Source organism: Gottfriedia sp. NPDC057948 (assembly GCF_042887255.1).
GTDB lineage: Bacteria > Bacillota > Bacilli > Bacillales > Bacillaceae_G > Gottfriedia.
Window position 1 is genome coordinate 18,741 of sequence record NZ_JBHVPN010000008.1, and the last position, 24,333, is coordinate 43,073.

The window sequence follows — 24,333 nt, forward strand, 5'->3', positions numbered from 1 at the left end:
AGGAGTGAAGCGGATGGAAGAGGTAACTGAAAACAAAGCAAAGCGCGGTCTTACACTAGTTTACACCGGTGATGGAAAAGGGAAAACGACGTCAGCCCTTGGGCTCGCAGTTCGTGCCGCCGGACGGGGAAAACGGGTGCTTATGATTCAATTTATTAAATCGCCTGATCGAACGTACGGGGAAAAAATTACGTTCGAAAAATTAGGGATTGAAATCGTGCAGACAGGAATCGGCTTTACGTGGACGAAAACACCAGAGGAACATCGAGTAGCGCTAAAATCCGCGTGGTCTTTTACAAAAGAAAAGGTCCAGTTTGGCGGCTATGATGTTGTCATTTTAGATGAACTAAATAATGCGCTCGCGATTGATAAATTCCCGGTTGACGATGTCCTTCCGTTAACAGAAGTTATTGAGTTGATTCAGCAGCGCCCTAAGGGGATACATCTGGTGATTACCGGACGGTCAGCCAAAGAGGAAATCATCGCTTGTGCGGATTTAGTAACCGAAATGAAGCCCGTTAAGCATTATTATAACGAAGGAATTCCTGCCGTGAAGGGAATTGAGTTTTAATGGTCTATATTGAAAAATATGGACATGGTGGCGATTTACTGACGGCAAGGCAATTGTTTGGTAAAGATTCATCGCATCTGTTAGATTTCAGTGCGAATATCAATCCACTCGGTCCACCTGCTAGTGTAATTGAGTTGATAAAGGAGCAACTGGAGTCGATCATCCATTATCCCGATCCCGCCCATCGTGTTCTTAAACAAAAGCTGGCGGAAAAACACTCCGTTTCACCAGAACAGATTTTGATAGGAAATGGAGCAGCAGAGTGTATCGCCCTTGCAATTTTAGGCTTGCAACCTGAGACAGTGGGAGTTGTCTATCCTTGCTTCTCGGAATACGCACAGCTTGCTAGAGCTTATGGTGCTACCATCAATTCATTGGTCGGCAGAGCAGAAAATGATTTTAAGCCTGATCGATCGGAATTCCTTCAATTAATAGCGAAAACCGATCTTGTTTTTGTTGGACATCCCAACAATCCCACTGGTGTCACATATTCGAAGGAAGAACTTGTCGAGCTGGCAGAACAGGCAGAGAAGACAAATACATATTTGATAATAGACGAGGCATTTATAGATTTTCTTCCAATCGAAACACGAATCACGCTGCTTGAGGATTTGCAACGTTGGAAACAGGTAATCCTTGTTCGCTCAATGACAAAGTTTTATGCGATCCCTGGTCTCCGGCTGGGGTATATGGTGGCCGATCCAACCCTAATAGTAAAGCTTCAGGCAAAACAAGTAACTTGGAGTGTCAACCAAATGGCCCTATTGGCTGGTGAAGCGGTCCTAAACGAAAAGATATACGAGGAAGCAACGATTACCCTAATTCAGGAGCAAAGAAGCTTTGTTAAACTAGCCATTGAAGAGAAGCTTGGGTGGAAGGTTTTTCCGGGACAAGCGAATTTTCTGTTAGTTAGGATAACAGATGGCATCAAGGTGGCTGAATTACAGTGGTGCATGGGTCATAAAGGAATCTTAATACGCTCCTGTAACATGTACCCGGGGCTAACGAATCAGGATTTTAGGATTGCGATTCGAACCGAAGAAGAAAATCAAAGCTTAATCCAAGCCTTAATTGAAGTAAGTAAAGAGGTGAATCTATCATGACCTTAACTTATGTCACTGGAGGAATTCGCTCCGGGAAGAGTGAATTTGCGGAACGCTTGGCTATCAGTCATGCAGGTAGAGTCCTTTATGTTGCGTTCGGAGTTCAAGCCGATCAAGAAATGGAGAAAAGAATTGATAGCCATAAGAAGCGGCGCCCAAGTGAATGGGAGTTATTAGAAGAACCGAACGAACTAACTTCTGTTCAAACGGTCTATCAAGGCTACGATGTTATTCTAGTTGATTGTATTTCTTCCTGGCTGTCCAATCATTGTATGTGGTTAACGGAACAGGAACTCAAGGAAGAAAACAAGAAAACCAGTTTAATAGAGGAAGTGGATCGTTGGATTAAGGTGATACAAGAAAATCATCAGCATGTGATTGTTGTTTCTAATGAGGTAGGTCTAGGTGGTGTCGCGTTATCGTCGTTGGGGCGTTTTTTTCAGGATGTTCTAGGAAAAATCAATCAATTATTGGCAGCCGAAGCAGATGAAGCTTATACAGTCTTTTCCGGTCTGCCATTAAGGCTGAAATAATGAAGGCGTTCCTAGCAGACCTGATGTTCCTCACTCGCATTCCCGTTCCGAAGATAGAGGTTTCAAATACCGATTGGAAAAAAAGTCCCGTTTATTTTCCGTTGATCAGTTTGTTGATTGGCGGCTTGTTATGGTTGGCTGTGACCGGAGTTGGAAAGTTGTTTCTAACTCCGGTCAGTGCATTTTTAATTGTTCTCGTCTGGATATGGATCACAGGTGGTTTACATATCGATGGCTGGATGGATTTGGCAGCAATCGAAGCCGTGAGCAAATGCTAAAAAATTATGAAGGATAGCCGCGTGGGTACGAAGGGTGTTATTGCTGCGATCTGTTTAATTGCAGGAAAAATCGTTGCAGTGTATGAAGTAGTTAAACTTCGTGAGCCGGTGATTCTTGTATTAAGTCCATAGATGGCGCGATTTTTGCTGATTTGTGCAATCAAATTCTGGCCGTATCGAAACGAGGCAGGACTTGGATCCGGTCTATCAGCCTTTTTATCGTACCCTATTATGTTGATCCATCTGGTTTTGATTTTGGGTATTAGCTATTTGGGAACATGATTAAACCTCAGACACGGAAAAGCTATGGTGATGGATTGGTATGACCAAACGAAGTTGTTTACGATATCAAATTAGTGATAAAAGTGAGGAGAAAAAATGTGCAGCCATTTCGCAAACAGAATCAGTATACATCGAGAATATGGCCGGAAATAACGATAGTGAAAAAAGAGGACCATCTCTTATTTCAGTTCCCACGGAGATTGGCTGCTTTCAGTAGTGCCGTTCATGGTGGGGGCTTCCAACAGATCAGCCATTTTGTCAATTGGCAGGTCCCATTGGACTATGACTCCAATGACCCTATTCTACTAATGAAACAAAAAATCATCGAATGGGAATACCCGTTGGAACAGACCGCAGGATTACAAACAGCAGCTAAAATTCATTGTGCCTCCATCCAAGAGGAACATGGTGATGAGTTTCGGATTGTTTGTTGTGTCACCGCAGGTGTAGGAAATCGAGAAAGGGCAGGAAGAAAGCGAAAGACCTATTCAGCTTACCAATGCGGAACGATTAACACCTTTTTGTTTATTGATGGCCGACTGACAGAGGCTGCGATGATTAACGGGATTATCACCGCAACGGAGGCAAAGGCCACAGCGATGCAAGATTTACAAATAAAAGTGGATTCTGGAGAGTTTGCGACTGGAACGACCACAGATTCAGTTGTCTTGGCTACCAGTCAAGCAGAGAATCTTCCAAGCCATCTTTTTGCCGGTACCGCCACTACCATTGGGAATACGATTGGCTGCCTTGTTTATGAGGCCACATGTGAAGCAGTAAGGAATCAGGAGGACTGAGAATTCGATGTTAGTTCATGCCATTTATATTGTTATTGCTTATCTTATTGATCGAATCATTGGTGACCCCCGAAAGCTGCTACATCCGGTGGTCATCATTGGGAAGTCTATTAGTCGTTTGGAAAAAGCGATTCGTTTTTTCACCGTAAAGGAAAGGTATTTGAAGCTGGCAGGACTCTTATTTCCTATTCTGATTGCTGGAGGCAGCTATTTAATGGTTGCTTTGCTGCTTTACGGCCTCAATCAGCTGAATCACGTTCTTGCTGTCATTGCGGAAATCTGGTTAATTTCAACGACCATCGCGACAAAAGGATTGGCTGATGCAGGGTTGGAAGTATTCCGACACTTGAAAAATCAGGATTTAAGGGCTGCACGAAAAAGTCTAGGAATGATTGTCGGAAGAGATACGGAAAACCTAGAGGAAAGTGAAATTTCGCGTGGGGCTGTGGAAACCGTAGCCGAAAACATCGTCGATGCCATTATTTCACCCTTATGCTTTGCCCTTATCGGGGGTGCACCGCTTGCAATGTTGTACCGAGCAGTTAATACGTTAGATTCGATGGTAGGATATAAGAATGAAAAATATCAAAACTTAGGCTGGGCCTCGGCCCGACTAGATGATCTACTAAACTATTTGCCTGCCCGGTTAACGTTTGGAATGCTGCTGCTTGCTTGTTGGATTAAACATCTCGATGTACGAGGCGCTTTGAAAATGATGAAACGGGATGCCAGACTTCATCCGAGTCCAAATAGCGGTTACCCTGAGGCGACAATCGCAGGAGCACTTCAGATACAACTTGGAGGAACGAATTATTATTTCGGTAAAGTCTCTGAACGGGCAAAGATGGGTGAACCATTACGGAAGATCAAAGCAGATGATATTTTACTTACAGTAGCGGTTATGAAAACTACCTCCATTATCTGTGTCGTGTTATTTATGGTCCTTTCGATATTAGTGGAACTAGGCAAGAAGTAGGGGGATAGGAGCCTTAACAATGAAAATAGGAAAAGGAAGCTGCAATGGCACATTTGGAGAATTGGTCCAAGGTATCATGGAAGAGCGTCCGTTTTTAATCACTTTGCCCATCCGGAGTTTACGAAGTGAGGCTAGATTTGTTCCAGACACAGCCGTGTCCCGGATAAGGGTCGTAAATTCCAAAATGAAAGCGAAGAAAGCGGGTGAATCGTTACTCCAACTTTTTGGAATAAGAGGAGGCGGGTGTCTCGAAATACATTCCAATATCCCTCCCGGCAAGGGGATGGCTAGCAGTTCGGCGGATATTGTAGCTTCATTAAGAGCAATCGCTGACAGCTATAGTATTCCGCTCACAAATGAAATGATCTCGATGATTGCCGCAAAAGTGGAACCAACCGATGGAGTAATGTATGAGGAGGTCGTAGTCTATGAATATATTCGCGGTCAGCTGATTACAAGCTTTGGCGCCTTACCCCCATTCATCCTCGTTGGTATCGATCTTGGAGGTATGATCAACACAATTGAATTTAATGAAGTTCCGAAAGTGTACAGCCAGGACGACCAACAGCAATTTATTAAAGCTTTTGATTTGGTTACAAAAGGGTTTAAGGAAAAAAATATTACTTATATTGGGGAGGCAGCAACCCTCAGTGCACGGGTGAATCAAAAAATATTGCCAAAGCCTTTTTTCCCTCTATTAGATCAGTTGGCCCATCGCTATCACGGTGGAATCGTTGTCGCACACAGTGGAACAGTCGCGGGTATTTTACTAGATGGAAATCTTCCAAATAGTGAATTGGTGGTTTCACACTTAATTAGGGAAATGTCACTCGCATACAAGGGTGTACCTATAAATTTATTTCATTATGAAAGCAAGGAATAGATAATGATTTGAAAGATTCACAAAGTTTGATTTCAAAAGGGGGTTAACATGTTTAGTCAAGAGGCACGAGAATTGATTTACGATGTCATTTATAAAAGGAGAGATGTCCGCACTTTTCTCCCGGATCCGGTAAGTCCTGAGGTGATTCAACGTGTTCTTCAAGCGGCCCATCATGCGCCATCCGTAGGGTTTATGCAACCCTGGAATTTTATAATCGTTTCTTCAGACGAAATAAAAGAACGATTGGCCTGGGCTGCAGAAAAGGAACGAAAAGCATTGGCCATCCACTATGAGGATGAACGAAAAACAAAATTTTTAGAACTGAAAGTTGAGGGCATCAAACAGGCACCTTTAATTATTTGTGTCACCTGTGATTCCACACGTGGGGGCTCCCATGTATTAGGAAGAAACTCGATCCCGGAAACGGATATTCTATCGGTAGCCTGTGCAATCCAAAACATGTGGCTTACGACATATGTAGAGGGATTAGCGATGGGCTGGGTAAGTTTTTATAAGAAAAATGATATCAGGGATATCTTGCAGATTCCGCCTCATATTGATCCAATCGCCTTAATTTCGATTGGATACACCAATGAATATCCATCCGCCCCCATTCTAGAGCAAGCGAATTGGGAGAAAAGAAGAACTCTTCAGAATCTAATATTTTTTGAAGAATGGGGAAATCAGGAAAAAATTTAAAAGTTAGAGGAATTAAGGGAATGTTCCTGCAAAAGATGTTGTAAGAAACAACGAATCTCTTTTTTGTGATACTGATTGGTGGGAACGGTTAGTCAAACATCGATTTTGGCGATTGATGCAGGTAATACGGCCAGTTTTATGCCAATTGTATTAGGGATTATCTTTATGCTTGGGGTGATGATTACAGACACCCTAGTTTGTCGACTATTTGCAGGGCCTTAAAAATCCTCAATCTGTCAAAGGTTTAGGATTGATTTTTTATGTAGCAACTGTTTTTAAAAGGGAGGAGTTTTTAAATGGAAACTGTATCACTGTTTTTACTTGTTTTTGTATTGGGGCTTCGGCATGGTTTGGATGCTGATCATCTTGCCTTTATTGATGGACAAACCCGTTATAATTGGAGAATGGGCAGTTCGTTTGCACGTTGGGTGGGGACATTATTTTCATTGGGTCACGGAGGAATGGTAGCATTAACAGCAGGTATTTTAGGAATGGTAATAGAGAATTTTTCATTCCCAACTTATTTTGATAATATTGCATCATGGGTGTCGATTTTTTCTTTATTCCTTATTGGAACGTTAAATACATATAATCTGTTACGCACTAGAAACAATCACGAAGAGTTTCAACTTAGCGGCCTAAAGGGAAAATTTATTCCAAAAATTGCGAAGGGGACTACAAATCCTTTTCTCATTATTTTAGTAGGGGCTTTGTTTGCCTTGGCTGCCGAGACAGTAAGTCAAACTGCCGTCTGGTCTTTGGCGGCAGGAAATGTAAGTGAATATACCCCTATATTTTTAGGGCTAGTTTTTATGTTTGGGATGATGATTACGGATACAATTGATTCGATGATTATCTTTAAAATGGCGAACCAGTCCAGCAAAATCGGTCAAGCTGCTTCAAGACTAATGGGTTGGGTGATTGTCGTCTTGGCATACGGGGTTTCCTTCTATCTGGCATTTGCTTTTTTTAACCCTTGGGCAGAAATAGATTTCGAAATCGTGGGAGTCATTCTTTTCATTTTCTTAGTAGCATCATTTATCTTTGTAAGCATTTACTCCAAAAAACAGAATCACGAAATAAATACTACGAATTAATTAGATAAGCTCTGACAATTTTATAGTGTCAGAGCTCTCTTATTCTATTTAAAAATCATCCATAATATTACGAAAAATCCCTATGTTATACGAAGTGATCCAAAGTGTATGTAATGTAGATTAAATAGATAATAGACTATCACATAATTAAGTTCTCTAATACCTCTGCATATTGCATATACTTCACGAAATGCACAATCAGCATTAAATGAAATAAAAAATCAAATTATTATTAAATCCCCTACCTTTAGTGAGTAAATCTCTCTAAAATAAATGATATAATTAAAAACATAAGGTGATCAGGTAATTAAGGAGGATACTGATCAAACTTTGATTTTATATTTTGGTGACTCTTGAAAGTTGTGATTGTGAACGTCCAAATAGGTCATTTCGAATATTTTTTAAAAATTTTATTACTATTTAACAAACAAAATGACAGACATAATTTAGTGAGTAGATTGTTTAGTATTGTAATAACAAAACTTTTAGGGGGGCTGTTTAAATGAAGAATAAAATTTGTGAAATTGTCATTTATGGAACGGCCGAAAAAATATAATGGAAAAATTTATTTTCGGTTTTTATGGTATTCAAATTTTATTTCTCATTATTTGTTTATTGCTAGGTTATTTTATTTACGATAAACGATTTAATCGAAATCATGGAAACCAAATACCAGAAGGATTTAGGCGGACTAGCGAAGTTAATATTGATCCTGTAACAGGGGAGAAAACAAGAGTTTACTATAATCCAGATACAGGTGAACGATTTTATAAAAAAGAAAAGTGATAATTTAAAAACGCCCCCTTGGGGCGTTTCAGACTGTTGACAAACGCTCGCTTTCTTCGTTGCTTCGCCTGCCTGCGGTGCTCATTACCGTCTAAGGTAACTCCGCTCCTCATCAGGCTTCACGCCTCGAAAGACAAGCGCTTGCAATCAGTCTGAAAATCAAGATTTTTTGTACTTTGTCTACACACTGAAACGCCCTCTTGGGGCGTTTTTGTCTTGAAGATCAAGTTTATTTGATCGTTGTGTTAATCAATTCAAGCATATCATCAAAATCAAAAGGAGATTTCGATTTTACAGTCTCAGCAAATTGAGATACAAGTTTTAATGTTTCGATGCTTTCGATTGGATGGTGGCCAGCAGCACTTTCAGCGGATAGCATGACTGCATTGGTCCCATCCATCACTGCTTGAAATACATCCGTTACTTCAGCTCTTGTTGGAAGTGAATTATCGACCATTGATTGTAACATTTGAGTTGCTGTGATCACAAATGTCCCATTTGAATTACACTCATGAATCATAGCTCTTTGTAAGAGTGGAATCCATTGATAGGGCAGTTCAACACCTAAATCACCACGAGCAATCATAATTGCATCTGTTTCTTTATTAATTTCTTGGAAATTTTTGATTGCTTCGATCGTTTCAATTTTTGCGATTAATTGTGGAGTTTTATCACTTTTTGAATCCATAAAACTTCTGATTTCTTGTAAATGCGATGCCCGTCGAATAAATGAGCAGGCGATATAATCTAAACCTTCTTGCAAAATGAATTCGATGTCTTTTTGGTCCTTTTCCGTAATAGCAGGTAAACTTGTAACGACTCCAGGTAAATTTACTCCTTTATGTGAAGAAATTTCGCCACCAGTTTTCACAGAAGTGACAATCTTATTTTGTTCTATATTTTCAACGTATAACTCCACTGCACCATCATTAATTAAAATACGATCTCCTTGTTTCACATCATTTATTAACCCTTTATAATCAACACTTGCTTGATTACGATCACCTGTAATCTCATCAATTACAAGAGTAAATGTTTGATTAGGTTCAAGATTTATTTTTTCCCCTTCAATTTTTCCTAATCGAATTTTTGGACCTTGGAGGTCTCCTAAAATTTTAATTTCTTTTCCTGTCTCTTTTCTAATGGATTTAATTAGTTCAATCACATTGTGATGACTTTCATGTGTTCCGTGTGAAAAATTTAGTCTCGCGATTGTCATGCCATGCTCAATCAATTCAGACAGTATTTTTTTATCAAAACTTGCTGGTCCAATCGTACAAATTCGATCGATAGTCATTTGATATCGCCTCCATTTACTGGAATTATTATACCCAAGATAAAAGTAGAAGAATCTATAGAATTTATGAAGTCTTAATTAAAGAAGATTATCTTAAATAATCTATATTTCTAAATTTTGACATTTTCCTACGTTTTATAGAAGGAAATCATGAAGCTTTTGTAGAACACTACTTATCGATCATAATTTAAATGAGGTGAATCTACTAGTGATTAAACAAGATGAATTAAAAGTTGTAATTGGAGCAGGTGAATATAACAATAATCCAACATGGATTCTAACTCAGGAAGAAGAACTTAATTTATTAGTTAAGTCAACTTGGGAAAATAAATTTGAGAAAAATTCTATTACAGCGATATTAGCTGAACATGTTTGGGAACACCTTACATATGCTGAAGGTTTAAAAGCTGCTAAAATTTGTTATGATTTTTTAAAACCATCGGGCTATATTCGTTGTGCAGTCCCAGATGCATTTTTTCAAGACGAAACTTATCAAAGTATTGTTAAAGTTGGTGGACCAGGACCAAAAGATCACCCTGCCGCAAGCCATAAAATTGTCTATAACTATAAAACACTAGTTAATATGTTTGAAACAGCGGGTTTCGAAGTAAAACTACTTGAATATTGTGATGAAGAAGGAAAATTTCATTTTAAAGAATGGGATGGCAAGGATGGTGTTATTTTCCGTTCAAAAAAATATGATCCTAGAAATCACGGAGAAAAAGTGCTGTTTCCGTCAATCATTGTAGATGCAGTAAAGCGATAATTTTACTAAGAAATCTTCTTAAGTACAAAGAACTGAAGCTTCACTTCAGTTCTTTTAAATAGATTTAATTAGTAAATCATTCTATCTCGGATTTCTCTCGTTATTCGTTCGATTTGACCTTGAAACATCATAGATGGAATGAAAATAGATTCTTCAGGATGGTTAATTACTAGATAAGCACTATGTGATGGTGTTTCTTTATAGCGATATTGTAAATTAACACGTGTTATGTGATGAGCGGGTATCGTTCGCTTAAAACCCCAATGTTCGTATGTAACACCGTGATCGTTTATTCTAATAACCATGCTACGAGTATAGCCAATATAAGCTAGAAAGATTAAGCATACCGTTGTCATAATCATATATGACTTAATCGTATTAGGAAATCCATGACTTTGTACATAAAAGATAAAAGAAATCATACTAATCGTAAATAAGATTGCAACTAAAAAATTGGAAAGCCTTCCACTACTTCTAAATTCCACTTTTGATACACCTCTTTCATATTAATATAGTTTCGACTAAAAACGTTTAATATTAACATTAGGATGATCTCTTTTAGTTTGAATCAATAAACTTTCTTATTAATGAGTGTTATCCACTCTAATAAAAGTAGTACACAAATAATCCTAAAATAAAGAATACAAGTTTAAGGAGTATATAATGAAAATACAATCTCAGAAATTTACGATAAATAACCTTCAATATATTATTAGACATGCAGTTCTAACTGACGCTAAACAACTAGCTAGTTTGAGAGTACAAATTGACGGGGAGACAGAAAATCTAGACCGAGAAGCAGGAGAAGCATTTATTGATCCGAAAGGCTTTGAACAATTAATTATCTCTGATTCAGAAACGATTAATAATTTATTTTTAGTAGCTGAAGTTGAAGGGAAAATAATAGGTTTTTCTAGATGTGAAGGTAATCAATTAAAAAGACTTTCTCATAAAGTAGAGTTTGGAGTTTGCGTCTTAAAAGAATTTTGGGGATACGGAATCGGTAAAAATCTTTTAAAACGATCAATTTCTTGGGCAGATGCTAATGATCTCCATAAAATGAATTTGAGTGTTTTAGAAACAAATGAAAAAGCAATTAAACTTTATAAAAAATTAGGGTTTGAAGTTGAAGGTGTTTTAAAAAACGATAAGGTACTTTCTGATGGAAGATTTTATAATACAATACTAATGGGTAGATTTTTAAAAGAATCGATTAAATAGCACTTTTTTTCAACCATTTGATAATTTAAATTAATTTCTAAGTATGATAAGAGGGGTAATTTTTAAAAATACATTTTTAATATTATAAAATGAATATTCTGAAAAAACTAGTATTTTATAAGTTTACTTGTATTTATAACCGAGCAAACTTGGAAAAAATAAAATAAGAAATACTCTATTGAAACCGATTAGTCATTTTCTAAAAAATCTTTTTTAAAATTTGAAGGAATGAATGATTTGAAGATGAAATTATTAAATGGGAGCTAAATCGTGACCAACTTGTAAAAACTAAATTAGAGATAAGAAGTGATTAGTTCAAAATTATTTAAAAGAGGTGTTTCTAATGATTTTAGGTATTAACCCTTATTTAATATTGAATGGGAATGGACAGGAAGCTGTTTCATTTTATGAATATGCATTTAATACAAAGACTCTTGTCCTTCAGAAATTTGGCGATATGCCAGGGGAAGAAAATACAAATCTATCTGATGAAGAAAAAAATCGTATCTTACATGCACATCTCAAAGTTGGTTCAACAGATTTAATGATTTCTGACACATTTACAGGTCTACCTTATCAAATTGGTGACCAAACCACTTTAGCTATTTTAATTAGTGACGTTGAAACAACGAAAGAAGTATTCGGTAAATTACAAGATGGTGGAAAAGTGATCATATCATTGCATGAAACTTTTTGGAGTCCTTTATACGGACAAGTAACCGATAAATTTGGTGTTACATGGCAGGTTTCTACACAGTCAGCTCAATAGTTTAATGATGTTTTCTGTATAACGTTTAATTCCGGTATAGTGTGGGATAACCGCAAGATATTTACATATAATTAGTTTAACGAAAGAGTTAATTTTGTAACTCTTTTTTTATTTTTATATCTTTAATCCTTAAATTTCCTGCCAATATAATCTATTATTTTTAAAAATGAAAATAAAAACGGTTTTATCTTACAATTTTCAAGTATAATGAATCGTATTCAATTAATGAATATGATTTTTTTTAGGGAGAATTCTATACATATATCGAAAAAAACAAAAACGAGGTTAAGAAATGACTAATAGAAGTTATGCGGACTATCATCTAAGTGATGAAATTAAAAGAGCTCTTGCTGTATTAAAATATGAAGCTCCAACTGAAGTTCAGAGTGAAGTAATACCACTGGCAATGGAAAATCAAGATTTAGTCGTAAAATCACAAACAGGAAGCGGCAAAACGGCAGCTTATAGTATTCCTGTTTGCGAAATGATCGAATGGGAAGAAAAGAAACCACAGGCTTTAATTCTAACTCCAACTAGAGAGCTTGCAGCTCAAGTCCGTGAAGATATTACGAATATTGGAAGATTTAAACGGATAAAAGCGGTGGCCGTATATGGTAAAGAACCGTTTACTAAACAAAAGATAGAATTGGAACAAAAAACACATGTAGTAGTTGGTACACCTGGTAGGGTTATGGACCATCTTGAACGAGAAACCCTCGATCTAGATCAAATAAAATATCTTATCATAGATGAAGCTGATGAAATGCTTAATAAAGGTTTTATCGATGAGGTAGAAGCTATCATCAACCAGCTGCCTTTAAACCGGGTAACGATGGTTTTTTCTGCAACCTTACCTAAAGATGTTGAAAATCTCTGCCATAAATATATGAAAGATCCTGTTCATGTTGAGATTGAATCAACTGGTGTAACAGCCGATACAATTGAACATTTTTTAATAGAAGTGAAAGAGGAAGATAAGATTTCACTCCTTAAAGACGTCACGGTTGTAGAAAACCCTGATAGCTGCCTAATTTTTTGCCGAACGAAAGAAAATGTTGATTCTGTGTATAGTGAACTGGAAAAAGCTAATTATTCATGTGAAAGACTCCATGGAGGATTAGAACAAGAAGACCGATTTGCTGTAATGGAAGGATTTAAAATAGGGAACTTCCGCTATCTAGTAGCTACCGATGTAGCAGCCAGAGGTATTGATATTGATAATGTAACGTTAGTCATCAATTATGACGTTCCTATGGAAAAAGAGAGCTATGTGCACCGTACCGGAAGAACCGGCCGTGCCGGCAATAAAGGAAAAGCAATTACGTTTTCGACACAATTTGAAGGAAAGTTCGTTAAAGCAATTGAAAATTACATCGGCTTTGAGATACCTACAATTGAAGCGCCAAGTCATCAAGAGGTTGTTAGTCAAAAAGCAATCTTCGAAGAAAAACTTAACAGCAGGCGAGTAGTAAGAAATAATAAAACAGCTCGAATTAATCAAGGTATTATGAAACTTCACTTCAGCGGCGGAAAAAAGAAGAAAATTCGTGCTGTTGATTTTGTTGGAACAATCGCAAAAATCCCAGGAGTAACAGTAGAAGATATCGGCATAATAACCATTCATGATCAGATGTCATACGTTGATATTTTGAATGGAAAAGGGTCACTAGTTTTACAAGCCATGGAGAATGCGACGGTTAAAGGAAAAAAATTAAAAGTGAGCAAAGCAATTAAATAAAGAAGTATAAGTAATATCGTTTAGTGAAAAGTGGTCAAACATTTAGATTTAAATATTATTCAATTCTCACATGCTATAGAAACATTAGAATAAAAAAGTCGATTTTCGCAAAAACGGAAATCGACTTTTTTGTATATTTAAAACTTACTTTTAGACTTTTAATAAAAATCTATTTATTTTACAAACAAGCTTCTAATGCTAGTTTCATCATATGATCGAATGAAGTTTGTCTTGCTTCAGCACTGATCTCTTCATGAGTAACTAAAGAATCTGAAATAGTAAGTAAACAAGCTGCTTTCTTTCCTAAGACTTTCGCATTATGGAAAAGGGCGAAACTTTCCATTTCTACACCTATACAATTATGTTCTTTATAAAAATGAACAAAATTTGGAACTGAACTTTCATAATAAAAAACATCACTAGAATGAATTCTGCCTTTAACGATAGGAGTATTAATCTGCTTTGCAGTTTCTTCAATTTTGTTTGTTAATGTTTCACAAGGATACTGTACGTCACTTTCTACACCTGCTTGAGTCTTTGCAAATGTAGATTGACTCCAAGCACTATCTACAAGCACAATATCGTGAATGTTTAGTTTATCTGTATAAGCTCCTGCACTTCCAACTCGGATAATATTTTCTACATCATAAAATTTATATAATTCGTATGAATAAATTCCTATACTTGGCATGCCCATACCAGATCCCATTACTGATATTTGTTTTCCTTTATAAGTTCCTGTATAGCCAAACATATTACGTACTGTATTAAATTGCTCTGGGTTTTCTAGATATGTTTCTGCAATATATTTTGCACGTAATGGATCCCCTGGCATTAAGACTGTTTTTGCTATTTCTCCTGATTTGGCTGTATTATGTGGCGTTGTCATATTATTTTCTCTCCATTTCTATTCTAATAATTTATTTAACTAATCCATACAACTTATATTCTTACTCATTTCACATGTTAATATTTCTTAACATTATCATTCTTCCTATTTGTTTCCGTTTACAAAATAAAACAAAACAACATATTCAAAAAAACGATAAATTAATACTACGAAGTATAGTTGTATAAGTAGTTGTCTATTTTATTTCAACTAAATTATATTTCAACATAATAGATAAATCAATAGCAACTTAAACGTACTTAGGTATTTAAAAATAATCAGGTTTGCAGTTACCACTTTTGACAGACAAGTTTACGAATAATTCATAACTCGATATAATATTGATAAGGAGTGTTGTTATGTCCGTTGAAAATAAAAAAAAATTACCTCTATACGTAGGGGTTTATGAAAAATTATTTAAATTAATTAATGAGGGAGTCTATCCGATTGGAAGTAAGCTTCCTTCTGAACCAGAACTATCTAAGATGATGAATGTTAGCAGAATGACCTTAAGACAAGGATTGGGTTTACTAAAAGAGGACGGTTATATTGAAACAATCCATGGACAAGGTAACTTCATAAAACAAAATGTGAATTTAAGAAGTGTTGGATTAGAAAAAATAGATAACTCAGTTTATCAATGTTGTACAGAAACAATCGATGATGTAGATGCTTATTTAGAAGTTAGTTTTTCGGATGATTATGAATATGTTAAAAAGATTTTTAATAAAGATTCAGCAGTGATGATCAGGTTTAATCGATGGTACAAGTCTAAAAATAAAATTGTCGCCCATGCTTATACAATGTTCCCAAGTGAGACAGCATCCCTTTATCAAATGAACTTAGGCGACCAGCAGGGTGTACTAAAAATACTTGAAGAAGATATTTATAATTTAATCCATTCATCAACAATTGAAATAAAGTTTACAGAGTCAGTCCTTCCTTCTTCAAACCATGAATTACGTTCAACGAATAATTTATTCGTTTTACTCATTGAAAACCTATATGATTCAATGGGGAATATGGTACTTAAAAATAAGATTTATATCCCAATCGAACTAAGTTCAATAAAAATAAATCGAATAAACAAATAGTGGAAAAAGAGTTTAAAATTGCAGAAATGCAAACCACTAGGTGAAGTATGGCAGTTTTTAGTCGAGAAATTTAATTACATAAGAATTCGCCCTTCCAATCAATTGTGAATCAAATTATGAACATTTCAGCAAACTAAATCATATTTAATTGATTTTTAAAGGAGAGCAATATGATTAAACTTGTATTAATCAGACACGGGCAAAGTTTATGGAATGTTGAAAATCGGTTCACAGGTTGGACAGATGTTGATTTAACGAAGAGCGGACTTTCGGAGGCAAGAGAAGCTGGTATCATTTTAAGGAAAAACGGTTTTACATTTGATGTTGCCTATACATCAGTTCTTAAAAGAGCAATTCGTACATTATGGATTATATTAAAAGAGATTGATATGATGTGGATTCCTGTTTATAAAACATGGAGATTAAATGAACGACATTACGGTTCACTTCAGGGGCTAAATAAATCTGAAACAGCTCAAAAATATGGTGAAGAACAGGTTAATATATGGCGAAGATCGATGAATGTTAGACCACCTGCTCTAAAACCGGATGATCCAAGATATGAAATAAATGAACCTCGTTATAAAAACTTGTTAAAAGATGAATTTCCACTTACTGAAAATCTGGAGGATACAGAAAAAAGAGTATTAACATATTGGGATGAAGAAATTGCACCAGCTTTGAAAGAAGGTAAAAAAGTTATTATATCTGCACATGGAAATACGTTGAGGGGGATCGTGCAATATTTAGATCAAGTCTCATCTGACGGAATTGCTTCGCTTAATATTCCAACAAGTATTCCTTTAGTTTATGAATTAACTGAAGAATTAAAGCCTATTCGACATTACTATTTAGGTATGGATGGAGAACTTCCACCCGATGTAATCCCAAAACATATTCCTAGTGAATTACTTGACCAATTTGATGATGATCATCCAAATATAACAATACAAGATGAGTAAAATACAAAAAAGGATGGATTTAGCAATCGTGCTTCCCATCCTTTTTATTATGCTTCAGATAACTTTAGTTTTTTTATTTGTAATTGTACTAATCGGAAAGATAATGTTAGTGCTGACACTCCTAAACCGACAATTAATCCAACCCAATATCCTTTTGCACCTAGATTCGTATTAGAAAGTGCATACCCAACTGGTAATGCGATTACCCAATAAGCTAAAATCATCATAATTAGCGTGGCATTCACATCTTTATATCCTCTTAATGCACCTTGGATTGGTGCAGCAATTGCATCGAATAGTTGGAACATGACAGCAAAAATTAAGAATCCGCCTGCCAAAATTTGTACAGATGGGTCATTTGTATACCATCCAGCTACATCATATCGGAATAAATAGATGATGATCCCAAAAAATGAAGCAATTGTAACTGCCATTACTAAACCAATTTTGCTATATTCTTTTGCATTTTGAAACTCTTTTGCACCAACTTCATAGCCGACAGTAATTGTTAAAGCCATTGAAATACTTAATGGAACCATATAGAGTAGACTTGCAAAATTCATTGCTACTGTATGTGCAGCAATCGTTTCAGTATCAAACTCACTTAATAATAATGTTACGACCGAGAATACACTTACTTCAAAAAAGATACTAAGTCCAATTGGAACTCCTAATTTTAAAATACTTTTCCAAGTTGCAAATGAAATTGGAGTAAGTTTTTTAAATAGATTGAAGCTGCTAAATGGCTTTTTACTTTTAATAATATAGAAAGCAATTCCAAAAATAATCCAATACGTTATTGCAGACGCTACTCCAGAACCTACGCCACCTAAACGTGGAAGACCAGCTTTACCGAATATAAGGAAATAGTTCAAAATAACATTAACTGGTACTGAAATAACTGTAATAACCATAGTAGTTCTTGTTTTACCTAAACCATCAATAAACTGACGAATGACTGTATATAGAAATAAAGGTAAAATTCCAAATGATAATGCGAATAAGAAATGAAGAGCAACACGGTGAACTTTCGGATCAAGATTCATATGATTTAAGATTGGATGAATTGAAAATATACCGATAATAATTATGACAATTGCAATAATCCCAGCCAAATAAAGTGCCTGCATAACAAGGGGCGTTATTTTTTCATCCTGTTTTGCACCATTTAAATTTGCTACCATTGTTGTAATTGCGACTAAAATGCCAGTTAACCCCGTACTGATTGGAGTCCAAATACTAACACCGATCGCAACCCCTGCTAAATCCCCTGGACTACTATTACCAGACATGATTGTATCAAAAAATGACATCGAAAATAATGTCACTTGAGTGATTAAAATCGGAAGTAGTAGTTTGAAAAAGCGTGATATTTTATCCGTTTTAGTAGTATTCAATTTATCGACCTCCTAAACAAACACTTTTACAATTGTATCATGTTTTGGTTTAATAGCTATAATGAAATTATTCGGATAAATATTTTATAAAGAAAGTTGGTTTTAGATTGGGAAATCAAGTTGTTATCATCACAGGCGCTGGAAGTGGATTAGGAGCGTCATTAGCTAAAAAGTATTCTGAAAATGGAGCTCACATTTGTTTATTAGGAAGAACTGAAAATAAACTTAGAGAAATTGGTAAACAGTTACCTAACAATTATTCAATACATACTGTAGATGTTTCAGAACATGAAGATGTAAAAAGAGTTTTCGATACAATCATTCAAACATATGGAAAAGTTGATTTATTATTTAATAATGCAGGTGTTGGAATTTTTGATCTTGCAGAAGAATTAAATGATGAAGCAGTACATAATATGATCGATATTAACCTAAAGGGAACTATTTTCTGTTCACAAGAGGTTTTAAAACAAATGAAAAAACAAGATAGTGGAACAATCGTCAATATTGTTTCTACAGCAGGTTTAATTGGAAAAGCAACAGAATCAGTTTATTGCGCAAGTAAGTTCGGAGTTAAAGGCTTTACTGAAAGTTTGGTTGTTGAATTAACAGGTACACCAATTTCAGTATTTGCAGCATATATGGGTGGAATGAATACTGACTTTTGGGCCGGTATATTTGATGAAGATAAGACTTCAAAAATGATGAATCCAGACGATATAGCTGAAATCATTATTGAAAATATAAAACCACGTAAAAATATATCCATACCTGAAATTATCATAAAAAACATAAAATAAGTATTAACTAAGCCGTCTTTTACACAAACTAAAGCAAATCATCAAGGACAAAGTGAGGTATAAAAGATGAGCAAATCAAAAAAGAACAAATCAATTGATTCAAATCAAAATAATTTTGACGAATTATTACTTGAAGATCTTAATAAAGCAGATGATATTCCAATCGAATGGTTACCAAAGAGTGAACCGATTACGGAAGCAATGTCATATAAAAATGCTGAAGATTAATTAGACTGTAATTTGAAAAGACTTGTTACTTGTTTGCAATAGGATGAATAGGCTTAGTGACCTGTAAATTAAGCGTTTTCAATTAGTCTCATTGGCATGCTTTTTTGACTTTGACTTGAAACTGTAAAGAATAGCCATTTTGGCTATTTTTTTTTATTTTGATATGGTATTATTATTGAAGCGTTTTATATTAAAGCCAATTCCTGGCATTAAAATACATATACATATGAAAAACAAGATATAGTTAGGAGAATTTTTGATGGAAAAAGTACTAGTTTTTGGTCACAAGAACCCAGACACAGATACAATTTGCTCTGCAATTGCATATGCAGAATTAAAAAAGGCATTAGGTGAAAATGCTGAGGCTATTCGTTTAGGTGAAGTAAGTGCAGAAACACAATTTGCACTTGATACATTTAAATCTGAAGCACCACGATTAGTAGAAAAAGTTGCAGCTGAAACAAATAATGTCATTTTAGTTGACCATAATGAGCGTCAACAAAGTGCTAATGATATCGAACAAGTTCGTGTACTTGAGGTTATCGATCATCACCGTATTGCTAATTTTGAAACTAGCGATCCTTTATACTACCGTTGTGAGCCAGTTGGATGTACTGCTACAATTTTAAACAAATTGTATAAAGAAAATAATATCGAAATTAAGAAAGAAGTTGCTGGACTAATGCTTTCAGCAATTATTTCTGATACATTATTATTCAAATCTCCAACTTGTACTGATCAAGATGTTGCTGCTGCAAAAGAACTTGCAGAAATTGCAGGTGTAAATGCAGAGGAATATGGTCTAGAAATGTTAAAAGCTGGTGCAAACCTAGCTGATAAATCAATTGAGTCTTTAGTTTCACTTGATGCGAAGGAATTCCAAATGGGTAACTATAAAGTAGAAATTGCACAAGTAAACGCAGTTGATACAAATGACGTACTTTCTCGTCAAGCAGAATTAGAAAATGTACTTGAAGGCATCGTTTCAAATAAAGGATTAGACTTATTCTTATTCGTTGTAACTGATATTTTAACAAATGACTCAATCGCAGTTGCAAAAGGTACTGCTACGAATGCAGTAGAAAAAGCATACAATGTAACGTTAGAAAACAACACAGCTTTATTAAAAGGTGTTGTATCTCGTAAAAAACAAATCGTTCCAGTATTAACTGAAACATTCAATAAACTTTAATTCGTAATTTAACAACAAAGTCTTTGAAAGGCTTTGTTGTTTTTTTATAAATAGCTAATAATTGGGGGATTTGAAATGGAAAATTTAAAATATCCGATTGGCAGATTTACCTTACCACTAAGCTACACTCCTGACCAACGTAAAGAATTTATTAAAGTACTAAAAGATGCTCCAATTAAATTTAAAGTAGTAATCACATCACTAACAGAAGAACAATTAAACACACCTTATCGTGATGGTGGTTGGACACCAAAACAAGTTATTCATCATGTTGCTGATAGCCATATGAATAGTCTTATTCGAGTTAAATTAGCTTTAACTGAGGATAATCCTACGATCAAAGCCTATGATGAAAATGCATGGATTACACTAAGTGATTCGAATTTTGATTTTCATAGTTCTTTAAAAATTATCGAAGGGATTCACGAACGTTATGTAGTCTTACTTGAATCACTAACAGAGGAAGAGTTTAATCGAACTTGTTATCACCCAGAGCTTAAAATCAATATTAGTATAGATTTCATCTTAGCTTTATATGCTTGGCATAGTGAACACCACTTGGCTCATATTTATTTAGTGAAAAACAATTAATAGTTAGGTGTGAAGAACAATAAAATTATTATTCATTTGTAGCAAAAATCAATGGAGAAGTCCTACAGCAGAAAAAATTTTTCACTTATATAATGGCAACCAAGCAAAATCAGCGGGGACTGAAACTGGTGCCAGGATTAAAGTGACAGAGGGACATATTGGTTGGGCAGATATTATTTTTGTAATGGAGAAAAAACATTTAAGAAGAATTCGCGATAAATTCGGAGATATACTCAATGATAAAAAGATTGTCAATCTAGATATAGCTGATGACTATCAGTTTATGGACGAAGAATTAATTGAAATTCTCCAAAATAGAGTAACCGAAATAATTTAAGGTAATTGGGAAAGAAGCGTAAACATCATCAGATTTTAAGGAACCCACTCAGCTAAAAGAGTGGGTTTAGTTCTTTTTGCCTAATAAACGGTTAGGATTCAAAGTACTTCCGCATGAATAAAAAAATTCCCAAAATAACCCATTTCACAACAGTGTCAAAGTCCATGTTGTACACATAAAAATAAAAATAGAGCAAAATAAGAAAAAGGTGTGAGCATGTACTATAAATTATTAAAGCAATATATAAAAAACTCAAATTTAAGTTTGACTGATATAGCCAAAGAATTAAATAAGTTGGGCTTTTCAAAAGACAAGAGCTATTTAAGCAAATTACAAAATGCGAAATTGACTCCACCTGAAGAAAAATTAACTAGAGCGATAGCAAAAGTAACAGGTGGAAATGCTGAAGACTTAATTTGGTGTGCTTATATTATTAATGCACCAGAAAAATTGAAAACTCCTTTACGAAATATCTCAGAAGAAGTATTCAATCTTTCCCAGATCGAAATGAATAGTAATCTAAAATTTGATATGATCTATAAAGAGCAAAACGTTGAGGATCGTTCAAGAATATTTGCTGAATTTATTAGACAGTCACGATTACAAAAAAATCTATCAATAAAGTGTCTTGCAACAAAAGCAAATGTATCCCATTCATATATTTCACAAATTGAAAATGGCAAAAGAGGTATACCGTCAACAGAAATTATTCGAAAGTTGGCAGAACCACTCGGTGTTCCTGTTATTCAATTGTATCAATTAGCTGGATATGTACCAATAGATGAAAATGATTGGATAGAAGGTATGAACCTCATACGTAAAGCTAATTCAATGCTAAATAATGAAGAAAAAGAGAAATTATTGAGGTTAATAGAAGCTTTTCTAACATTGTCTTCATTACACTTTTTCTAATTAGTAGAAAAAATAAAAATGCAGGATTCAGGATTATTCCTTTAACCTGCATTTTTTATCCTTTTATTATGCCTTTAATTGGGTAAATTGCAATACACCAAATGATAATTGCTGATATTTTATTAATAACCAACATAAATTTACTTTTCCTGCCGTTCTTCCTGCTATAGCAAGTGACAAGAACCAGATCCACGAAACTGCAATACAAGTTACCGAAAAAGCAATTTTTTCAGTTCCATCATATTGAAGTGAATTTGTTCCAATTACGCCTATAGTATCCAAAATTGCATGAGGATTTAGAAGTGAAACGGATGTAGCAAAAAGTATTTGTTTTTTACTGAAAAATGCTCCGAATTCGTAGTTACATTTGCAGATTTAGCTTTCCAGGTTTGCCAACCCATATAAGATAAAAACAAAACGCCAAAACTTCTAACCATTTTATCTTCATTTCAAATCTTTTTGCGAATCTTGACTAAATTTGTAAATTTTAGGAAAGGATAGTAAGAAACTGTAAAAGGAAGTGAAGAGTATGTCACAACAATTTGACAATTTACCTGATTATGAATTATTAGCGAATAATCCTGCATTATCTTTACATGAACTGTCATATCATTATGATATGAGTTTTAATGATATCGCTGAAATTAGAGGAATCTCTGTAGAAGATTTAGTAAATTACTATCAAACAAATACTTCTCACGATTCATTATTTTATTTTGAATAAAATATACATAAAGCTGAGCCAATATCTATTGGCATCGGCTTTTTTTGTGTAAACAAATCCCCTACTTATTATATTGAAAAAATTGTGAGAATACTAGAATTTTTGACAGACTTAACAAGTCGGATTGTGAATTAGGTTTAAAAAAAGAAAGTTAAGCATTTTAGGCTTAACTTCATTTTTTCTTCTTTGTCTTTAGTCGCCAATTATTACAGATCATAAATTTACCAATTGGATATTCAAAATTACATTTTTTAATAAACTTGAAATTTAATTTTTCGCATAATTTATTAGATGGAATGTTATTAGCGGAAGGGAATGCGTGAATATATTTATGCTTCGATTCTTTTTGGGCCTTCTTAATAGCTTTTTTTACTGCAATTGTTGCTATGCCTTTTCGTTGAAATTGTGGTAAAATGCTCCAACCAATTTCATAAATAAGTTTACCATCCCATATGCGATCCCAATAACCAACAGTTCCTATTTTTGTTCTGAATGGAAGCAAAACGATAACAAACATTTGTCCTGTACCTATTCGACTCATTTCAAGATAATGTTTGTGGCGACTCATAATTTGATTTAAACTTTCTAGACCACCAAGATATTTCATCATATTATTCGTATTCGATGACAGAAGTAAATTAAGATCTGCTTCGTTCCAAGGCTCAATTAGAATGTTTGATTCATCTATTTTTGACAATTAATACACTCCAAATTTATATTAAAAAGAATCCTATTAAGATAGTATTCTGAAGTGAAGATGATATCTCTAATTAAATAACACAAATTAAATAGGTGAAATTCTTATCACGATAACCGCTAAAGGGCTGTTTGAAGTTAAAAAAACTTCGGACAGCCCTTTTACTGAACAAAATTAAATTTAATTATGAGTAATAAATAAGGTTTAAATTTTCATCTGATAAGCTCTGACGATAATCCCATCATTTGCTGGTTCGAAGTCAAACTTTGGTAAACGTTTAAATCCAATTCCTTCATATAAACTTATGGCATTTTTCATAAATTCACCGGTATGTAATCCGATTGCATCGAATCCTTTTTCTTTCGTTCGATTAATACATTCTGAAATTAGCGCAGAAGCAACTCCTTGACCACGGCAGTCTGACTCTACAGCAAGCATTCGGATTTCTGGATAATCAAGTTCGTCGATATAGTCTCCATAGGCATTTATTTTGGCTGGGAATAAAGCGACGCTACCGACAATTTTTCCTAAAACCGTGGCAACAATTATTTCCACACCTTCATGTTCATCAACATTCGATGAGAGGGACTTCTTTAAAGCATTCCAATGATTATCTGGTAACAGGTTAACGTATTCATAATAAGCGTTAATTCTTTGTTCTCGAATTGACTGAAACATCTCTTTTTCAGCATTACAAATTTCTATTTTTACCAT

At 34.8% G+C, this 24,333-nt stretch carries 29 protein-coding genes and 1 pseudogene; 23 read left to right on the forward strand and 7 right to left on the reverse strand.

Annotation, left to right across the window (positions count from 1 at the left end):
* Nucleotides 1-13: 13 nt before the first annotated feature.
* The 10 genes and pseudogenes from cobO (at nt 14) to ACFVRR_RS13735 (ending at nt 8,005) form a co-directional block, all read left to right on the forward strand.
* Nucleotides 14-571, forward strand: coding sequence for a cob(I)yrinic acid a,c-diamide adenosyltransferase (cobO, locus tag ACFVRR_RS13690; RefSeq protein WP_387329292.1), 558 nt, complete (start codon nt 14-16; stop codon nt 569-571).
* Nucleotides 571-1,674 carry a threonine-phosphate decarboxylase CobD gene (gene cobD / locus ACFVRR_RS13695; RefSeq protein WP_387329295.1) on the forward strand — a complete coding sequence of 368 codons (1,104 nt, stop codon included), beginning with the start codon at nt 571-573 and terminating at the stop codon, nt 1,672-1,674. Before cobO ends, cobD begins: the two co-directional genes overlap by 1 nt.
* Nucleotides 1,671-2,207 carry a bifunctional adenosylcobinamide kinase/adenosylcobinamide-phosphate guanylyltransferase gene (cobU, locus tag ACFVRR_RS13700; protein ID WP_387329298.1) on the forward strand — a complete coding sequence of 179 codons (537 nt, stop codon included), beginning with the start codon at nt 1,671-1,673 and terminating at the stop codon, nt 2,205-2,207. Before cobD ends, cobU begins: the two co-directional genes overlap by 4 nt.
* Nucleotides 2,208-2,230: 23 nt before the next feature.
* A pseudogene (locus ACFVRR_RS13705) lies at nt 2,231-2,617 on the forward strand (adenosylcobinamide-GDP ribazoletransferase).
* 248 nt (nt 2,618-2,865) lie between these two features.
* Nucleotides 2,866-3,564, forward strand: a complete 699-nt coding sequence (locus tag ACFVRR_RS13710; protein WP_387329301.1) for an adenosylcobinamide amidohydrolase — start codon at nt 2,866-2,868, stop codon at nt 3,562-3,564.
* Nucleotides 3,565-3,571: 7 nt separating this feature from the next.
* Nucleotides 3,572-4,540 carry an adenosylcobinamide-phosphate synthase CbiB gene (gene cbiB / locus ACFVRR_RS13715; RefSeq protein WP_387329304.1) on the forward strand — a complete coding sequence of 323 codons (969 nt, stop codon included), beginning with the start codon at nt 3,572-3,574 and terminating at the stop codon, nt 4,538-4,540.
* Nucleotides 4,541-4,559: 19 nt separating this feature from the next.
* Complete coding sequence (locus ACFVRR_RS13720) at nt 4,560-5,423, forward strand: GHMP family kinase ATP-binding protein (RefSeq protein ID WP_387329307.1); 864 nt, start codon at nt 4,560-4,562, stop codon at nt 5,421-5,423.
* 48 nt (nt 5,424-5,471) lie between these two features.
* The gene (bluB, locus tag ACFVRR_RS13725) at nt 5,472-6,122 is read left to right on the forward strand and encodes a 5,6-dimethylbenzimidazole synthase (protein ID WP_387329310.1); all 651 of its coding nucleotides are present in this window, start codon (nt 5,472-5,474) and stop codon (nt 6,120-6,122) included.
* Between the two features lie 296 nt (nt 6,123-6,418).
* Nucleotides 6,419-7,219, forward strand: coding sequence for a HoxN/HupN/NixA family nickel/cobalt transporter (locus tag ACFVRR_RS13730; RefSeq protein ID WP_387329313.1), 801 nt, complete (start codon nt 6,419-6,421; stop codon nt 7,217-7,219).
* Nucleotides 7,220-7,774: 555 nt separating this feature from the next.
* Complete coding sequence (locus tag ACFVRR_RS13735; RefSeq protein WP_387329316.1) at nt 7,775-8,005, forward strand: hypothetical protein; 231 nt, start codon at nt 7,775-7,777, stop codon at nt 8,003-8,005.
* Nucleotides 8,006-8,234: 229 nt separating this feature from the next.
* Here the strand turns inward: ACFVRR_RS13735 and ACFVRR_RS13740 are convergent, their stop codons facing one another.
* On the reverse strand, nt 8,235-9,302 hold the full coding sequence (locus ACFVRR_RS13740) for a pyruvate kinase (protein ID WP_387329319.1): 1,068 nt from the start codon (nt 9,300-9,302) through the stop codon (nt 8,235-8,237).
* Between the two features lie 196 nt (nt 9,303-9,498).
* Between ACFVRR_RS13740 and ACFVRR_RS13745 the strand changes: the two genes are divergently transcribed.
* Complete coding sequence (locus ACFVRR_RS13745; RefSeq protein ID WP_387329322.1) at nt 9,499-10,068, forward strand: class I SAM-dependent methyltransferase; 570 nt, start codon at nt 9,499-9,501, stop codon at nt 10,066-10,068.
* Nucleotides 10,069-10,136: 68 nt separating this feature from the next.
* On the opposite strand, the gene ACFVRR_RS13750 is transcribed toward ACFVRR_RS13745, so the two are convergent.
* Nucleotides 10,137-10,553: a hypothetical protein gene (locus ACFVRR_RS13750; protein ID WP_387329325.1), complete on the reverse strand. Its 417-nt coding sequence runs from the start codon at nt 10,551-10,553 to the stop codon at nt 10,137-10,139.
* A 178-nt stretch (nt 10,554-10,731) separates the two neighbouring features.
* Here ACFVRR_RS13750 and ACFVRR_RS13755 point away from each other — a divergent pair, with 178 nt between their 5' ends.
* From ACFVRR_RS13755 to ACFVRR_RS13765, 3 genes are all read left to right on the forward strand, one after another.
* Nucleotides 10,732-11,289: a GNAT family N-acetyltransferase gene (locus ACFVRR_RS13755; RefSeq protein WP_387329326.1), complete on the forward strand. Its 558-nt coding sequence runs from the start codon at nt 10,732-10,734 to the stop codon at nt 11,287-11,289.
* A 343-nt stretch (nt 11,290-11,632) separates the two neighbouring features.
* Nucleotides 11,633-12,058 carry a VOC family protein gene (locus ACFVRR_RS13760; protein WP_387329329.1) on the forward strand — a complete coding sequence of 142 codons (426 nt, stop codon included), beginning with the start codon at nt 11,633-11,635 and terminating at the stop codon, nt 12,056-12,058.
* A gap of 292 nt (nt 12,059-12,350) precedes the next feature.
* On the forward strand, nt 12,351-13,796 hold the full coding sequence (locus ACFVRR_RS13765; RefSeq protein WP_387329332.1) for a DEAD/DEAH box helicase: 1,446 nt from the start codon (nt 12,351-12,353) through the stop codon (nt 13,794-13,796).
* A 178-nt stretch (nt 13,797-13,974) separates the two neighbouring features.
* Here ACFVRR_RS13765 and deoD read toward each other — a convergent pair whose 3' ends face one another.
* A complete protein-coding gene (gene deoD / locus ACFVRR_RS13770) occupies nt 13,975-14,685 on the reverse strand; it encodes a purine-nucleoside phosphorylase (protein WP_387329335.1) in 711 nt (236 codons plus the stop codon).
* Nucleotides 14,686-15,044: 359 nt separating this feature from the next.
* On the opposite strand from deoD, the gene ACFVRR_RS13775 reads away from it, so the two are divergent.
* Together ACFVRR_RS13775 and gpmA are read left to right on the forward strand one after the other, a co-directional pair.
* On the forward strand, nt 15,045-15,779 hold the full coding sequence (locus ACFVRR_RS13775; protein WP_387329336.1) for a GntR family transcriptional regulator: 735 nt from the start codon (nt 15,045-15,047) through the stop codon (nt 15,777-15,779).
* 170 nt (nt 15,780-15,949) lie between these two features.
* Nucleotides 15,950-16,741, forward strand: a complete 792-nt coding sequence (gene gpmA / locus ACFVRR_RS13780) for a 2,3-diphosphoglycerate-dependent phosphoglycerate mutase (RefSeq protein ID WP_387329339.1) — start codon at nt 15,950-15,952, stop codon at nt 16,739-16,741.
* A gap of 47 nt (nt 16,742-16,788) precedes the next feature.
* Here gpmA and ACFVRR_RS13785 read toward each other — a convergent pair whose 3' ends face one another.
* A complete protein-coding gene (locus tag ACFVRR_RS13785) occupies nt 16,789-18,138 on the reverse strand; it encodes an MATE family efflux transporter (RefSeq protein WP_387329342.1) in 1,350 nt (449 codons plus the stop codon).
* 107 nt (nt 18,139-18,245) lie between these two features.
* Between ACFVRR_RS13785 and ACFVRR_RS13790 the strand changes: the two genes are divergently transcribed.
* From ACFVRR_RS13790 to ACFVRR_RS13815, 6 genes are all read left to right on the forward strand, one after another.
* Entirely contained in the window at nt 18,246-18,938 is a 693-nt protein-coding gene (locus ACFVRR_RS13790; RefSeq protein ID WP_387329345.1) for an SDR family oxidoreductase, read from the forward strand.
* Nucleotides 18,939-19,004: 66 nt separating this feature from the next.
* A complete protein-coding gene (locus tag ACFVRR_RS13795) occupies nt 19,005-19,166 on the forward strand; it encodes a hypothetical protein (protein WP_387329348.1) in 162 nt (53 codons plus the stop codon).
* A 259-nt stretch (nt 19,167-19,425) separates the two neighbouring features.
* Nucleotides 19,426-20,358 carry a manganese-dependent inorganic pyrophosphatase gene (locus ACFVRR_RS13800; RefSeq protein ID WP_387329351.1) on the forward strand — a complete coding sequence of 311 codons (933 nt, stop codon included), beginning with the start codon at nt 19,426-19,428 and terminating at the stop codon, nt 20,356-20,358.
* Between the two features lie 75 nt (nt 20,359-20,433).
* The gene (locus ACFVRR_RS13805; protein ID WP_387329354.1) at nt 20,434-20,949 is read left to right on the forward strand and encodes a YfiT family bacillithiol transferase; all 516 of its coding nucleotides are present in this window, start codon (nt 20,434-20,436) and stop codon (nt 20,947-20,949) included.
* Between the two features lie 19 nt (nt 20,950-20,968).
* Nucleotides 20,969-21,286 carry a low molecular weight protein tyrosine phosphatase family protein gene (locus tag ACFVRR_RS13810; RefSeq protein WP_387329695.1) on the forward strand — a complete coding sequence of 106 codons (318 nt, stop codon included), beginning with the start codon at nt 20,969-20,971 and terminating at the stop codon, nt 21,284-21,286.
* A 216-nt stretch (nt 21,287-21,502) separates the two neighbouring features.
* A complete protein-coding gene (locus ACFVRR_RS13815; protein WP_387329357.1) occupies nt 21,503-22,198 on the forward strand; it encodes a helix-turn-helix transcriptional regulator in 696 nt (231 codons plus the stop codon).
* A 66-nt stretch (nt 22,199-22,264) separates the two neighbouring features.
* Here the strand turns inward: ACFVRR_RS13815 and ACFVRR_RS13820 are convergent, their stop codons facing one another.
* Entirely contained in the window at nt 22,265-22,480 is a 216-nt protein-coding gene (locus ACFVRR_RS13820) for a hypothetical protein (protein WP_387329360.1), read from the reverse strand.
* Nucleotides 22,481-22,727: 247 nt separating this feature from the next.
* Between ACFVRR_RS13820 and ACFVRR_RS13825 the strand changes: the two genes are divergently transcribed.
* Nucleotides 22,728-22,922, forward strand: coding sequence for a hypothetical protein (locus ACFVRR_RS13825; RefSeq protein WP_025569137.1), 195 nt, complete (start codon nt 22,728-22,730; stop codon nt 22,920-22,922).
* Between the two features lie 172 nt (nt 22,923-23,094).
* Here the strand turns inward: ACFVRR_RS13825 and ACFVRR_RS13830 are convergent, their stop codons facing one another.
* A complete protein-coding gene (locus ACFVRR_RS13830) occupies nt 23,095-23,619 on the reverse strand; it encodes a GNAT family N-acetyltransferase (RefSeq protein WP_387329364.1) in 525 nt (174 codons plus the stop codon).
* 204 nt (nt 23,620-23,823) lie between these two features.
* A complete protein-coding gene (locus tag ACFVRR_RS13835) occupies nt 23,824-24,333 on the reverse strand; it encodes a GNAT family N-acetyltransferase (protein ID WP_387329367.1) in 510 nt (169 codons plus the stop codon).

Excerpts from the sequence above, each read along its gene's own strand:
- deoD (WP_387329335.1), bottom strand. The coding sequence starts at position 14,685 with ATGACAACGCCACATAATACAGCCAAATCAGGAGAAATAGCAAAAACA.
- ACFVRR_RS13775 (WP_387329336.1), top strand. The coding sequence starts at position 15,045 with ATGTCCGTTGAAAATAAAAAAAAATTACCTCTATACGTAGGGGTTTAT.
- ACFVRR_RS13720 (WP_387329307.1), top strand. The coding sequence starts at position 4,560 with ATGAAAATAGGAAAAGGAAGCTGCAATGGCACATTTGGAGAATTGGTC.
- gpmA (WP_387329339.1), top strand. The coding sequence starts at position 15,950 with ATGATTAAACTTGTATTAATCAGACACGGGCAAAGTTTATGGAATGTT.
- ACFVRR_RS13815 (WP_387329357.1), top strand. The coding sequence starts at position 21,503 with ATGTACTATAAATTATTAAAGCAATATATAAAAAACTCAAATTTAAGT.
- ACFVRR_RS13735 (WP_387329316.1), top strand. The coding sequence starts at position 7,775 with ATGGAAAAATTTATTTTCGGTTTTTATGGTATTCAAATTTTATTTCTC.
- ACFVRR_RS13805 (WP_387329354.1), top strand. The coding sequence starts at position 20,434 with ATGGAAAATTTAAAATATCCGATTGGCAGATTTACCTTACCACTAAGC.
- ACFVRR_RS13800 (WP_387329351.1), top strand. The coding sequence starts at position 19,426 with ATGGAAAAAGTACTAGTTTTTGGTCACAAGAACCCAGACACAGATACA.
- ACFVRR_RS13835 (WP_387329367.1), bottom strand. The coding sequence starts at position 24,333 with ATGGTAAAAATAGAAATTTGTAATGCTGAAAAAGAGATGTTTCAGTCA.
- ACFVRR_RS13760 (WP_387329329.1), top strand. The coding sequence starts at position 11,633 with ATGATTTTAGGTATTAACCCTTATTTAATATTGAATGGGAATGGACAG.
- ACFVRR_RS13740 (WP_387329319.1), bottom strand. The coding sequence starts at position 9,302 with ATGACTATCGATCGAATTTGTACGATTGGACCAGCAAGTTTTGATAAA.
- ACFVRR_RS13730 (WP_387329313.1), top strand. The coding sequence starts at position 6,419 with ATGGAAACTGTATCACTGTTTTTACTTGTTTTTGTATTGGGGCTTCGG.
- ACFVRR_RS13825 (WP_025569137.1), top strand. The coding sequence starts at position 22,728 with ATGTCACAACAATTTGACAATTTACCTGATTATGAATTATTAGCGAAT.
- ACFVRR_RS13755 (WP_387329326.1), top strand. The coding sequence starts at position 10,732 with ATGAAAATACAATCTCAGAAATTTACGATAAATAACCTTCAATATATT.
- cobU (WP_387329298.1), top strand. The coding sequence starts at position 1,671 with ATGACCTTAACTTATGTCACTGGAGGAATTCGCTCCGGGAAGAGTGAA.
- cbiB (WP_387329304.1), top strand. The coding sequence starts at position 3,572 with ATGTTAGTTCATGCCATTTATATTGTTATTGCTTATCTTATTGATCGA.
- cobO (WP_387329292.1), top strand. The coding sequence starts at position 14 with ATGGAAGAGGTAACTGAAAACAAAGCAAAGCGCGGTCTTACACTAGTT.
- cobD (WP_387329295.1), top strand. The coding sequence starts at position 571 with ATGGTCTATATTGAAAAATATGGACATGGTGGCGATTTACTGACGGCA.
- ACFVRR_RS13795 (WP_387329348.1), top strand. The coding sequence starts at position 19,005 with ATGAGCAAATCAAAAAAGAACAAATCAATTGATTCAAATCAAAATAAT.
- bluB (WP_387329310.1), top strand. The coding sequence starts at position 5,472 with ATGTTTAGTCAAGAGGCACGAGAATTGATTTACGATGTCATTTATAAA.
- ACFVRR_RS13765 (WP_387329332.1), top strand. The coding sequence starts at position 12,351 with ATGACTAATAGAAGTTATGCGGACTATCATCTAAGTGATGAAATTAAA.